Origin of the sequence: Rhizobium sp. BK512, from assembly GCF_014194915.1 — a bacterium.
Classification (GTDB): Bacteria; Pseudomonadota; Alphaproteobacteria; order Rhizobiales; family Rhizobiaceae; genus Rhizobium.
This window is the reverse complement of record NZ_JACIAS010000008.1, coordinates 277,183-289,523: the sequence shown is the minus strand read 5'-3', so window position 1 is coordinate 289,523 and position 12,341 is coordinate 277,183. Positions and strand designations below refer to the sequence as shown.

The window sequence follows — 12,341 nt, the reverse complement described above, 5'->3', positions numbered from 1 at the left end:
GCGCTTACTCAGCCGCCTCCAGAACCGCACCGTGATCGAGAGCATTGGCCGTATACTGGTCGATGCGGGCTTCGATTTCCGGACGGAAGTTACGGATCAGACCCTGTACCGGCCATGCGGCGGCGTCGCCGAGCGCGCAGATGGTGTGGCCTTCGATCTGCTTGGTGACCTGGAACAGCATGTCGATCTCGCGCTTCTGGGCGTTGCCACGCGCCATGCGCTCCATCACGCGCCACATCCAGCCGGTGCCTTCGCGGCACGGCGTGCACTGGCCGCAGCTCTCATGCTTGAAGAAGGCCGAGATACGAGCGATCGCCTTGATGACGTCGGTGGACTTGTCCATGACGATCGAGGCGGCCGTACCGAAGGAGGAACCGACAGCGCGCAGGCCGTCGAAGTCCATCGGGCAGTCGATAATGTCCTTGGCCGGAACGATCGGGCACGATGCGCCGCCCGGGATGACGGCAAGCAGGTTGTCCCAGCCGCCGCGGATGCCGCCGGCATGCTTGTCGACGAGTTCGCGGAAGGTGATGCCCATGCTCTCTTCAACGGTGCACGGCTTGTTGACGTGACCGGAGAGCATGAAGAGCTTGGTGCCGACATTGTTGGGACGGCCGATCGCCGAGAACCAGCCGGCACCACGACGCAGGATGGTGGGAGCGACTGCGATCGATTCGACATTGTTGACCGTCGTCGGGCAGCCGTAGAGACCCATGTTTGCCGGGAATGGTGGCTTGAGGCGCGGCTGGCCCTTCTTGCCTTCAAGGCTTTCGAGCAGCGCGGTTTCTTCACCGCAGATGTAAGCACCAGCGCCATGATGGACATAGATGTCCATGTCCCAGCCGAGCTTGTTGTTCTTGCCGAGAAGGCCGGCATCGTAGCATTCGTCGATTGCCGCCTGCAGGGCTTCGCGCTCGCGGATATATTCGCCGCGAACATAGATATAGGCGGCATTGGCGCCCATGGCGAAGCTCGCGACCACACAGCCTTCGATCAGCGTATGCGGATCGTTGCGCATGATATCGCGGTCCTTGCAGGTGCCGGGCTCCGATTCGTCGGCATTGACGACGAGGTAGTGCGGACGGCCGTCGCTCTGCTTCGGCATGAAGGACCACTTGAGGCCGGTCGGGAAGCCTGCGCCACCACGGCCGCGAAGGCCGGAAGCCTTCATCTCTTCGATGATCCAGTCGCGGCCCTTTTCCAGGATCTGCTTGGTGCCATCCCAATGGCCGCGGCTCATCGCGCCTTTCAGGGATTTGTCCTTGAGGCCGTAGATGTTGGTAAAGATGCGGTCTTTATCTTCTAACATGTCTCACACCTCTTACCGCGGCTTCTTGCCGAAGACCTTGATATATTCCGCTTCACCGCCCTTGGCGAGCGCCTTGGCCTGCTTGACCCAGTCGTCACGCTCGATGCGGCCGCGGAAATTCAGGAAACCATCGACCCATTCACGTTCGGCTTTCTTCCAACCCGCGATCTGCGCGAAGGTGAAGATGCCGATTTCATGCAACGTTGCCTCGATCTTCGGACCGACGCCCGAGATCATCTTGAGATCGTCCGGCGCTGCCGGCTTTTCGATGCCGGCCGGACGATTCTTGTCGGTCAGCGAAGGCTTTACAACAGCTTCAGCAGCAGGTTTCGGCGCCGGCTCGGAAGCGGCTGTGCCGGAAAGCGGCTGAACTTCGGCAGCCTTGGCATTCTTGGCGGATGCCTTCGGTGCCGTTGCCGGCGTCTTCAGCGCCGCATTGGTCTCGGCATCGGTGCTCTTCGGACGCGCAGCCTCGGAGGGCGGAACGGTGGCGCCATCTGCCGGTGCGGTCGTTGCGGCCTTGTCAACCCAGGTGCGGGTGACGGTACCATCACTCAGCAGGGTCGTCGGGCCACCTTCGGGCGAGGACAGGTGACGGTCGATCTGCGGGCCAACCTTGACGCTCGCGCCATTGCCGGCCGCGAACGTATCAATGATCTCTTCGAGGCGCTCGGGCGTCAGGTCCTCATAGGTATCCTTGCCGATCATCACCATCGGTGCGTTGACGCAGGCCCCGAGACATTCGACCTCTTCCCACGAGAGCGTGCCTTCAGCATTGCGCTCGAACGGGTGCTGGTGGATCTTGCTGCGGCAGACGCCCATCAGCTTTTCCGAGCCGCGCAGCATGCAGGGCGTCGTGCCGCAGACCTGCACGTGAGCGCGCGTGCCGACCGGATGAAGCTGGAACTGGGTGTAGAAGGTCGCGACTTCGAGAACACGGATATAGGCCATGTCCAGCATGTCGGCGATCTTTTCGATCGCCGGGCGGGTGACCCAACCATCCTGTTCCTGCGCCCGCATCAACAGTGGAATGACCGCGGACTGCTGACGGCCTGCGGGATATTTCTGAATCGTCTTTTCCGCCCAGACCGCATTGTCATCGCTGAAAGCGAATGCGGACGGCTGGAATTGATCTTCGGCTAATCGACGAACGGACATTCTTCCTCACGCCTTGTCAGTTTAGCGTTCCACACCGCGAAGCAGTCAAAGACTGCATTTCACAGGCGTAGGCCGACTGGTCTTTTTGCATAAATACCACGAACTTGCCGCCGTTCGGCACGGCGGCCTTGATTTGATAGCCCTTGGACAAAAGCTCGCCCATGGACGACTGCTCTGCCGGCGACTGCGCCTCCTCGTGGCCCAGCGGTGTGCCGAGCTTTCCGGCATCCTGCGCAAAGGCAGCGGAGGCCGAAAGAAGAAATGCTGCTGCGAGCGGCAGAGCCTGCATTAGCGGTCTACCTCACCGAACACGATGTCGAGCGAGCCGAGAACAGCCGCTACGTCGGCAAGCTGGTGGCCACGGCACATGAAGTCCATCGCCTGCAGATGCGCATAACCCGGGGCGCGGATCTTGCAGCGATAGGGCTTGTTGGTGCCGTCGGAGACGAGATAGACGCCGAATTCGCCCTTCGGCGCTTCGACGGCAGCGTAAACCTCGCCGGCCGGCACGTGATAGCCTTCGGTATAGAGCTTGAAGTGGTGGATGAGCGCTTCCATCGAACGCTTCATCTCGCCGCGCTTCGGCGGAACGACCTTGCCGTCGATCGAGGAGAAGGGTCCCGCCTTGGCATCACCGAGCAGGCGATTGACGCACTGCTTCATGATCTTCACCGATTCGCGCATCTCGATCATGCGGATCAGGTAACGATCGTAGTTGTCGCCGTTCTTGCCGACCGGGATATCGAATTCGAGATCCGAATAGCATTCGTAGGGCTGCGCACGACGCAGATCCCAGGCAGCGCCCGAACCGCGTACCATGACGCCCGAGAAGCCCCAGGCCCAGCAATCTTCCAGCGAGACGACGCCGATATCGACGTTACGCTGCTTGAAGATGCGGTTGCCGGTGAGAAGATCGTCGATATCGTCGAGCTTGCCCGGGAACTCGTCGCACCACTTGCCGATATCCTGCACGAGCTGTTCCGGCAGGTCCTGGTGAACACCGCCCGGACGGAAATAAGCGGCATGCATGCGGGAGCCGCTGGCGCGCTCATAGAACACCATCAGCTTTTCGCGCTCTTCGAAACCCCAGAGCGGCGGCGTCAGCGCACCAACGTCCATGGCCTGAGTCGTGACGTTCAGGAGATGCGACAGGATACGGCCGATTTCCGAGTAGAGGACGCGGATGAGCTGGCCGCGAATCGGGATCTCGATGCCGAGCAGCCTTTCGACCGCCAGAGCATAGGCGTGTTCCTGGTTCATCGGCGCGACGTAATCGAGGCGATCGAAGTAGGGAACAGCCTGCAGGTAGGTCTTGGTTTCGATCAGCTTTTCGGTGCCGCGATGGAGAAGACCGATATGCGGGTCGACGCGCTCCACAATTTCGCCGTCAAGCTCCAGGACAAGACGAAGCACGCCGTGCGCCGCCGGATGCTGCGGTCCGAAATTGATGTTGAAGTTGCGGACATTATGTTCTGTCATGGCGATCAGGCTCGCGTTCTCAGGTAGTTGGTGAATGGCGGGAACAGGCCCACCAGCCGCCTTGAATTATTGCTTCGCTTTTTCATCGCCGGGCAGCACGTATTCGGTGCCTTCCCAGGGCGACAGAAAGTCAAAGTTTCGGAACTCCTGCTTCAGTTCCACCGGCTCGTAAACGACGCGCTTTGCCGCATCGTCGTAGCGAACTTCGACGAAACCTGTCGTCGGGAAGTCCTTGCGCAGCGGATGGCCTTCGAAACCGTAATCGGTCAGGATACGGCGCAGGTCCGGATGGCCGGTGAAGAGCACGCCGTACATGTCCCAGGTCTCGCGCTCGAACCAGTCGGCGCCCGGATAGACGGCGCAGGCGGACGGAACCGGCGTATCTTCGTCTGTTGCCACCTTCACGCGGATGCGCAAGTTCTTCTTGGGCGACAGAATATGATAGACGACATCGAAGCGCAGTTCGCGCTGCGGCCAGTCCACACCGCAGATGTCCGTCAGGTTGACGAAGCCGCACTTGGCATCGTCGCGCAGGAAAGTCAGCAGCGGAATCAGATTGTCGCCGGTCGTCGTCAGCGTCAGCTCACCATACTTGAGCTGAGAGGCGGCAATCAGGTTGCCGCGCGCTTCCGAAAGGTACGACGAAAGCTCAGTGAGGGCTTCGCTCATAATGTCCTGTCCTTGCCCTTAGCGTTCGATCGTGCCGGTGCGGCGGATCTTCTTCTGCAGCAGAAGCACGCCGTAAAGCAGCGCTTCGGCTGTGGGGGGACAGCCCGGCACATAGATGTCGATCGGCACGACGCGGTCGCAACCACGAACAACCGAATAGGAATAGTGATAGTAGCCGCCGCCGTTGGCGCAGGAGCCCATCGAGATGACGTAACGCGGCTCAGGCATCTGGTCATAGACCTTGCGAAGAGCAGGCGCCATCTTGTTGGTCAGCGTGCCGGCAACGATCATGACGTCCGACTGGCGCGGCGAAGCACGCGGTGCAAAGCCGAAGCGCTCGACGTCGTAACGCGGCATGGAGAGCTGCATCATCTCGACCGCGCAGCAGGCGAGACCGAAGGTCATCCACATCAGCGAGCCGGTACGAGCCCAGTTGATCAGCTCGTCGGTCGACGTGACGAGGAAACCCTTGTCGGCGAGCTCATTGTTGATCTCGCCAAAAAACGCGTCGTTGCTGCCGATCGGCTTGCCGGTCGAGGGATCGATGATCCCCTTCGGCTGCGGCGCTACGAGCGTCTGATTGCCAGCGGGGGCTACTCCCATTCCAGGGCTCCCTTCTTCCATTCATAGATAAAGCCAATGGTCAGCACGAAGAGGAAGACCATCATGGACCAGAAGCCGAACCAGCCGATGGCACCGAAGGAAACGGCCCACGGGAAGAGGAAGGCGACTTCAAGATCGAAGATGATGAAGAGAATCGACACGAGGTAGAAGCGGATGTCGAACTTCATGCGAGCGTCATCGAATGCGTTGAAGCCGCATTCGTAGGCCGAAAGCTTTTCCGAATCGGGCGCCTTGAATGCAACGGCAAACGGCGCAATGAGCAGCGCCAGGCCGATAACGAGCGCGATACCGATGAAAATAGCGATCGGAATATAGGAACTGAGCAGTTCAGTCATCATGTTCATCCCTGCTTGCGGGCGGCGCCGGGCGGCGCAACTGGGCAAATGCCCGGCAAGCGAACGTGCGTTGCAACAAGCCGTGGTTAGCGCAGCCGGAGCCCCGGCGCAAGACTTTTACAGAAGCTATTCGAACAGCGTGAGACGGACATTATCAAGCAGATGCAACGATGTCGCGACAAATCCGCAAATGTCGCGGAAGGCCGCATGGCTGACCCTCGGAAACTGCATGGCTTTTTGAAGATAAATGGCGCGAGTGACGGGGCTCGAACCCGCGACCTCCGGCGTGACAGGCCGGCACTCTAACCGACTGAGCTACACCCGCGCATTGGACCTTTCGGACCGTGAGGATATCACGAAACCGGACAGACAGCGTCAATTTGACGCCTGCTTGAAATGGCGCGAGTGACGGGGCTCGAACCCGCGACCTCCGGCGTGACAGGCCGGCACTCTAACCGACTGAGCTACACCCGCATTCTTTCAAGCAATCCGGTGCCTGAGCACCCTCTCCGAACGGGCTGGCCGTTGGGATGAGCGGCTAACTAAGGGGTTCGCCTTTTAGTGTCAAGCAGGTTTGGAGACAAAACCATGACAGTGCTGAAATTGTTTCGGAACCGCTTCGCCAATCTCCCGCAGAACCGGCAAATTCGCGTTCGTGACGCGGGCGCTCCCTGCCCCGCCTGCAGGCCATTGCATCGCCTTCGCGACCACTTACGCCTGTCGAGGAACTTTTCCACAGGCTGAGAAGCATAGGCGTGTCGTGAGCTGTTACCGGTCACACGCGACGGCACCCGCCCAATCTCCGAATCATGCTGCACGGCCACCGCTGCCCTCAGGCCTTGCCAGCATACTGCTCGTCACTGACCTGCTCCAGCCAGTCTGCCACGCTGCCGTTCAACGCTTCCTGGATGGCAATATGGCTCATGCCAGTCTCCTCACTCGCCCCATGCCAGTGCTTCTCGCCCGGCGCGAACCAGACCACATCGCCGGCACGGATTTCCCTGATGTCTCCACCCCAAGTCTGCGCAAGCCCCCTGCCTGACGTAACGATCAGCGTCTGCCCCAAGGGATGCGTGTGCCAGGTCGTGCGCGCGCCGGGTTCGAAGGTCACGTGCGTGGCCTGCACGCGGGCGGGATCCGGCGCATCAACAAGCGGATCCAGCCGTACGGAACCGGTAAAATAGTCGGCCCGGCCTTTGGTGGAGGGGCGTGCGCCCGCGGTCTTGATATCCATGTTCTTTCCGTTCTTCCGTCGTGCGCAGTTGAAGCCGTCTTGGGCAAGGGTATTTCATCGCAGCAGGTGATCCAAGCGGTATCGGCGATTGCCGCTCTATCCGGCAGCTGCTACTGCGAGGGCCTTTCATCACGAACGGAGGATTTTTCATGAAACATCATGCTTTCGGCCGCCTGCCCTTCACCGTTACCGATGTCGGCTTCGGCGCCTGGCAGATCGGCGGTTCCTGGGGCGATGTCAGCGAAGCGGACGGCCGCGCTGCGCTGAATGCCGCACTCGATGCCGGCATGACCTTCATCGATACCGCTGACGTCTACGGTGATGGCCGCTCCGAGAAGATCATCGCCGACGTGCTGAAGGCGCGTGGCGGCGAGCGCCCGATGGTCGCGACCAAGGCCGGCCGCCGTCTCAACCCGCATGTCGCTGAGGGCTACAACAAGGCCAATCTCGAAGGCTTCATCGACCGCAGCCTGAAGAATCTGCTGGTGGACAGCCTCGACCTCGTGCAGCTCCACTGCCCTCCGACGGAAGTGCTCTATCGCTCCGAGGTTTTCGCGGCCCTCGACGACCTGCAAAAGGCAGGCAAGATCAAGGGCTATGGCGTCAGTGTCGAAAAGGTCGAGGAAGCCTTGAAGGCGATCGAATACCCTGGCGTCGTCAGCATCCAGATCATCTACAATATCTTCCGCCAGCGTCCCGACCATCTGTTCTTCGGTGAGGCCCGCCGCAAGAACGTGGCGATCATCGCCCGTGTGCCGCTCGCAAGCGGCCTGCTCTCCGGCAAGATCACCCGCGACACCAAGTTCGCCAGCGACGATCACCGCAACTTCAACCGCAACGGCGAGGCCTTCGATGTCGGCGAAACCTTTGCGGGCGTGCCCTTCGAGGTCGGCCTGCAGGCGGGCGAGGAAGTGCGCAAGCTCGTTCCAGCAGGCGCCGGCATGGCAGCCTTTGCGCTGCGCTGGATCCTGATGGCAGAGGCTGTCACCGTCGTCATTCCCGGCGCGCGTAATGCCGAGCAGGCCAGCGCGAACGCTGCCGCCGCCGATCTGGCGCCGCTGTCGGCTGATGTCATGACGGCGACCCGGGAGATTTACGGGCGGCTGATCGCTCCGCACGTGCATCAGCGCTGGTAGGCCCTTCAGACCATCAATCCCGGCCAGCAACTTGCAGGCCGGGATTGAGACATGATCCCCAACAGGACCGCATCAGACGGTCACGACGACCTTGCCGAACTGCTCATTCGTTTCCAGGAACCGATGCGCTTCGGCGATCTGCTCGAAGGGGAACGTCTTTGCTATGAGAGGCTTCAGCGCGCCGGACGCGAGCCCATCGAAAATAAAGGTCTTTGCGGCCTGAAGTCGTATCGGATCGCGAATGATCTCATGGACGAGATAGCCGCGCAGCAGCAGGCATTTGCCGAGCACGGCAGGCAACGGAAACGGTGCTGGCTGCGGGCTTAATCCACCATATTCGATAAGAATGCCGCCCGAGGACATCGCCGCCGTCAACGGCTCGAAGATAGGTCCGGCCACGGCGTCGAGGACGACCCGAACACCTCCTTCTCCGGCGATCCCCCTTAGCCGCGCTTGCAAGTCCTCCTCCTGCGAGGCGATCACATGCGCGGCACCGGCCTCCTGCAATGCCCGACGCTTTGAAGAGGTTCTCGTAATCGCAATCGGCGTGGCGCCGATCACGTTGGCGATCTGGATTGCGGCAAGACCTACGCTGCTCGATGCAGCGGTAATAGCGACGAACTCCCCCCTTGATAGTCGGGCGATATCGATCAGGCCGCCGTAAGCAGTCAGATACGGCATCCAGAGAGCAGCAGCCTCCTCCCAGGAAAGTGTCGGCGGGTGCCTGACAACAGATGCGGCGGGAAATGTGACCAGTTCTCCATAAGCCGGCGAGCGGACCATCGAGATCGGCGGGATGACGCTGACAGCGTCGCCGGGCGCAAAGCCATCCACGCCCTCCCCTACCGCCTCGATGATGCCTGCCGCCTCGAGGCCAAGGCCCGACGGCAGCGGCGCGGTTTCGATATAGGTACCGGATCTCAGCAGGGCCTCAGCCCGATTGATCCCAAGAGCCTTGACGCGGATCTGAACCTGTCCCGGTCCAGGGGCTGGAATATCCATATCCTCAATGCGGAGAACGTCAGGACCGCCAAATTCATGAAAGCGGATTATGCGTGCCATTTCCCATCAACTCCAAAACAATCGGACTGAATGATCTATGCCAATTGGATTGGTGGAGATAAATTGGGCTCTGAGAAAGACAGAAGAAACTGTGAGTTTGCAATATGGATCGCCTTACCAGCATGACCGTCTTCGTGAAGGCCGTTGATCTGGGCTCGTTTGCGGCAGCGGCAGCAGCACTCGGCCTCTCCGGTCCGATGGTCGGCAAGCATATCCGCTTTCTTGAGGAGCGATTGGGAGTCAGCCTTATCACCCGGACAACGCGCCGCCAGAGCCTTACGGATTTTGGACGCGCCTATTACGAGCGCTGCCGGGTGATCCTCGCCGAGACCGAAGCCGCGGACGCGCTCGCGTTCGACCATCTTTCCGAACCATGTGGAAAGCTGCGCGTCACCATGCCCGCGCATTTCGGCCGGCATTGCGTGCTTCCGGTTCTGCTCGATCTTGCAAGGCGGTATCCGAGCCTCGAACTCGATCTATCGCTCAGCGACCCCATTACCGATCTCGCCGATGACGGCTACGATCTCGCGATCCGTACCGGGGAACTCGCTGACAGGTCAGGGATCATCGCGCGGCGGGTCTCGCGCCAGCGCATGGTGGTCTGCGCCTCGGCGAACTATCTCGATGCTCATGGCAGACCGGAGACTGTCGAAGATATCGGCAAGCACGATGCAATCATCTACGCGCGCTCCGCGCGCTTCAGCCCATGGCTCTTCCCGGATGGAGACCAGGCTCCAGTAGAAGTTCGGCCAAACGGCCGATTGCGGCTCGATGATCTCGATGCAATTGCAGATGCGGCGGCAGCCGGCATGGGGCTTGCCTGGCTACCCTACTGGCTCATCCGCGAGCGCGTGCAGGCCGGGACGCTCGAAGTGCTGCTGCCAGGTCAGCCGGAATTTCTCTACGACTGCCATGCGCTGTGGCTGCAGACGCCGCACCTGCCGCTCAGGATCCGTCTTGCGGTCGACGCATTGGCCGCCGCACTGCCCAAATTCATGGCCTAACCCGGTCACGCCGTCAGCGTTGTCGGGCCAAGGAAAAAGGCCGGGCAAAGCCCGGCCTCTCCATTTCGCGGAATGTGAACTCAGTTCGTTGCGGACAGGTTGACCGGGAAGAACAGGGTTTCGCCCGAAGAATCGCTGACACCGTCATTGTCGGTCACTGCAAAGGCCTTGCCCGACGCGTCGAAGGCGAAACCTTCCAGCTTGTCGAGAACGTAGCCGTTGGTGGCCGACTTCAGGTCGCCGATGAAGTCATGGGCTTCCGTCTTCTTGACGACAGGCAGTTCGCCGCCGAGCTTGCCCGGCTTCAGGTCGGAGATTGCGACCTTGTAGAGCTTCTTCAGCTTGGCCGCGTCGCCGACGAGATTGTCACGCTCGATAATGTAGACGCTGTCTCCCTGAGCCGTGATTTCGGAAAGACCGACCCAACCACTCTCGCTCTTGTCGAGCGGGTAGCGTACGCCGCCCCATTCCTTTTTCTTCGGGTTATAGGAAACGAGCTTCACAAAACCCTTCTCGTCATCGTTCCATTCGCGCTGAACGGCCATCCACAGCGTTGCGTCATCGCCGGTGCCGATGATCGTGACACCTTCGAAGCCATAGCGGATTTCGTTGGCGAGCAGTTCCTTCGGAAGGGCGATCTCGGCTTTGATGTCGCCCTTGGCGGTGACGTTATAGAGCGCGTGCGGCACCAGGCGCTCGGTATAACCTTCCGAAGCGAGCCAGAAAGAACCATCGGCAGCAACGGCGATGCCTTCGATGTCGAGTTTCTGGGCCGGAGCGCCGTCACGCTTGACGATGAGGGCATCGGTGATAACGGCCGGCTTCTTGGTGGCGTCGATCGTGTAAATCGTCGGCTGCGAACCGAGGACGCTGTCGCTGACGGCGTAGAGCATGCCCGGCTTGCCCGGAACGGCGGCGAGGCCCGAAAGCGCGGCAAAACCGATCGGATTGCCGTCCTTCTCTGCGGAGACGATATGCGGATAGGCCTTCTCGCCTTCGCCGCGCTCGTAGATCATGACGTGCGAACGCGCACCGCCGTCCTTGCCGAGGTCAAGCTCGTTGGCAGTAGCGAACAGGTTACGCTGGGGAATGGCGATTGCGCCTTCCGGAGAAATGCCCGACGGCAGGATCTGCAGCAGTTCCGGATCGGCACCCGTGTCCTTGTAGACACCGACGACGGAAGCGCGTTCGGCAAGAAGGAAGAACAGGTTGTCATCACCGAACTTGGCCGCTTCGAGACCTTCCGGCTCGACGCCCTTCGACGAAGAGCGGCTTTCCGGATAGTGGCCGAGAGCGGCAACGGCGCGTTCGAAAGAGGCGCCGGATTCGAAGAGAACCTTGCCGGTCTTGTCGAAGATGGTGAAGCCGCGCGAGCCGCCTTCGTAGTCGCCTTCGTTGGCAACGACGATACGGTTGTCGTCCAGCCACTTGACCGCGTCGGGCTCACGCGGGACGCCCTTCTTCTCGCCGGTGAATTTCAGGGCGCCGTCGCGCTTGGTGTCGATGCCGGTGAGGTCGACGCTGCCGGCGGTGAAATGCGTCTTCACCGTGCCGGTCGTACCGTCAAGGATAATGATCTCGTTATTTTCCTGCAGCGTCAGTGCGATCTCGTTCTGGCTGTTGAAGGCAACGAATTCAGGTTCCGGATCTTCAGGGGCGACACCAGCGAGGCCGGTGAGCGCAACGTGCTTGATCGTGCCGCAATCGACGGTGCCGTCGGTCTTGACCTGGAAGACGACGAGGTCGCCTGCCGGCATCTGCGGGATCTTGCCGTCGTTGACCTCTTCATCGCGTTCGTTTTCGATCGCGATTGTCCCGAGCGTCCTGTCCTTGTTGAGGGCGATCGAATCGGGCTGGCCGCCGAGATCGCAGGTCGCGTCGATCTTCTTCGAAGCGATATCGACAATTGCCAGACGGCCCGACGGCTTCTGCTTGCTTTCGCCGGTATTGACGGCGACGAGCGCCTTGCCGGCTGCCGTCGTAACCGAGGTCGGCTCACCGTCCATCATCAGCGCGCCACCGGCCTTGGGTGCCTTGGCATCGATGATGTCGATGAAGCCGATCGCGCCGAGCGGGCTGTCGCTGTAGATCAGCGTGTTGCCATCCTGCGAAGCGGTGATGATTTCGGCCGAGGTGGCCGAAAGCTTGTCCTTGTCGGCCGGCAGATTTGTTGCGACCGGGAAAGAGGCGATGCGGTTGAAAACCGGTTCCGCTGCTGCCGGGACCGCAACGGATGCAAGAAGCACGGCAGCGAGCGCTGCCTTGCGCGAAGACGATGTCATTGAAAAATCCCCCAATGCCGAAAAATCGAACAGAGGGTTTTTGCGGGAC

At 60.8% G+C, this 12,341-nt stretch carries 12 protein-coding genes and 2 tRNA genes; 2 read left to right on the top strand and 12 right to left on the bottom strand.

The features are described 5' to 3' along the window. Positions 1–4: 4 nt before the first annotated feature. The 10 genes from nuoF to FHX06_RS27155 form a co-directional block, all read right to left on the bottom strand. A complete protein-coding gene (nuoF, locus tag FHX06_RS27200) occupies positions 5–1,309 on the bottom strand; it encodes an NADH-quinone oxidoreductase subunit NuoF (protein ID WP_112544552.1) in 1,305 nt (434 codons plus the stop codon). A gap of 12 nt (positions 1,310–1,321) precedes the next feature. Continuing rightward, positions 1,322–2,467, bottom strand: a complete 1,146-nt coding sequence (locus FHX06_RS27195) for an NADH-quinone oxidoreductase subunit E (RefSeq protein WP_113014049.1) — start codon at positions 2,465–2,467, stop codon at positions 1,322–1,324. A gap of 16 nt (positions 2,468–2,483) precedes the next feature. Next, positions 2,484–2,756 carry a hypothetical protein gene (locus tag FHX06_RS27190; RefSeq protein WP_112544554.1) on the bottom strand — a complete coding sequence of 91 codons (273 nt, stop codon included), beginning with the start codon at positions 2,754–2,756 and terminating at the stop codon, positions 2,484–2,486. Further along, the gene (locus tag FHX06_RS27185) at positions 2,756–3,946 is read right to left on the bottom strand and encodes an NADH-quinone oxidoreductase subunit D (RefSeq protein WP_112544556.1); all 1,191 of its coding nucleotides are present in this window, start codon (positions 3,944–3,946) and stop codon (positions 2,756–2,758) included. Before FHX06_RS27185 ends, FHX06_RS27190 begins: the two co-directional genes overlap by 1 nt. 66 nt (positions 3,947–4,012) lie before the next feature. Further along, positions 4,013–4,615, bottom strand: a complete 603-nt coding sequence (locus FHX06_RS27180) for an NADH-quinone oxidoreductase subunit C (RefSeq protein WP_112544558.1) — start codon at positions 4,613–4,615, stop codon at positions 4,013–4,015. Between the two features lie 18 nt (positions 4,616–4,633). Continuing rightward, the gene (locus FHX06_RS27175) at positions 4,634–5,218 is read right to left on the bottom strand and encodes a NuoB/complex I 20 kDa subunit family protein (protein ID WP_112544560.1); all 585 of its coding nucleotides are present in this window, start codon (positions 5,216–5,218) and stop codon (positions 4,634–4,636) included. Continuing rightward, positions 5,209–5,574: an NADH-quinone oxidoreductase subunit A gene (locus tag FHX06_RS27170; RefSeq protein WP_097611397.1), complete on the bottom strand. Its 366-nt coding sequence runs from the start codon at positions 5,572–5,574 to the stop codon at positions 5,209–5,211. The genes FHX06_RS27175 and FHX06_RS27170 overlap by 10 nt, the downstream gene beginning before the upstream one ends. A gap of 248 nt (positions 5,575–5,822) precedes the next feature. Then, positions 5,823–5,899: transfer RNA gene (locus FHX06_RS27165), tRNA-Asp, on the bottom strand. A gap of 72 nt (positions 5,900–5,971) precedes the next feature. After that, a tRNA-Asp gene (locus FHX06_RS27160) sits at positions 5,972–6,048 on the bottom strand. Between the two features lie 358 nt (positions 6,049–6,406). Further along, the gene (locus FHX06_RS27155; RefSeq protein WP_113212498.1) at positions 6,407–6,808 is read right to left on the bottom strand and encodes a cupin domain-containing protein; all 402 of its coding nucleotides are present in this window, start codon (positions 6,806–6,808) and stop codon (positions 6,407–6,409) included. 149 nt (positions 6,809–6,957) lie between these two features. Here FHX06_RS27155 and FHX06_RS27150 point away from each other — a divergent pair, with 149 nt between their 5' ends. Next, positions 6,958–7,944, top strand: a complete 987-nt coding sequence (locus FHX06_RS27150; RefSeq protein WP_113212497.1) for an aldo/keto reductase — start codon at positions 6,958–6,960, stop codon at positions 7,942–7,944. 72 nt (positions 7,945–8,016) lie between these two features. Here FHX06_RS27150 and FHX06_RS27145 read toward each other — a convergent pair whose 3' ends face one another. Continuing rightward, positions 8,017–9,006, bottom strand: a complete 990-nt coding sequence (locus FHX06_RS27145; protein ID WP_113212496.1) for a zinc-dependent alcohol dehydrogenase family protein — start codon at positions 9,004–9,006, stop codon at positions 8,017–8,019. A 104-nt stretch (positions 9,007–9,110) separates the two neighbouring features. Between FHX06_RS27145 and FHX06_RS27140 the strand changes: the two genes are divergently transcribed. Then, positions 9,111–10,010, top strand: coding sequence for a LysR family transcriptional regulator (locus FHX06_RS27140; RefSeq protein WP_113208781.1), 900 nt, complete (start codon positions 9,111–9,113; stop codon positions 10,008–10,010). 80 nt (positions 10,011–10,090) lie between these two features. Here FHX06_RS27140 and FHX06_RS27135 read toward each other — a convergent pair whose 3' ends face one another. Continuing rightward, positions 10,091–12,292 (bottom strand): esterase-like activity of phytase family protein, encoded by a 2,202-nt coding sequence (locus tag FHX06_RS27135; RefSeq protein WP_113212536.1) that lies wholly within the window; start codon positions 12,290–12,292, stop codon positions 10,091–10,093. Between the last annotated feature and the right edge of the window lie 49 nt (positions 12,293–12,341).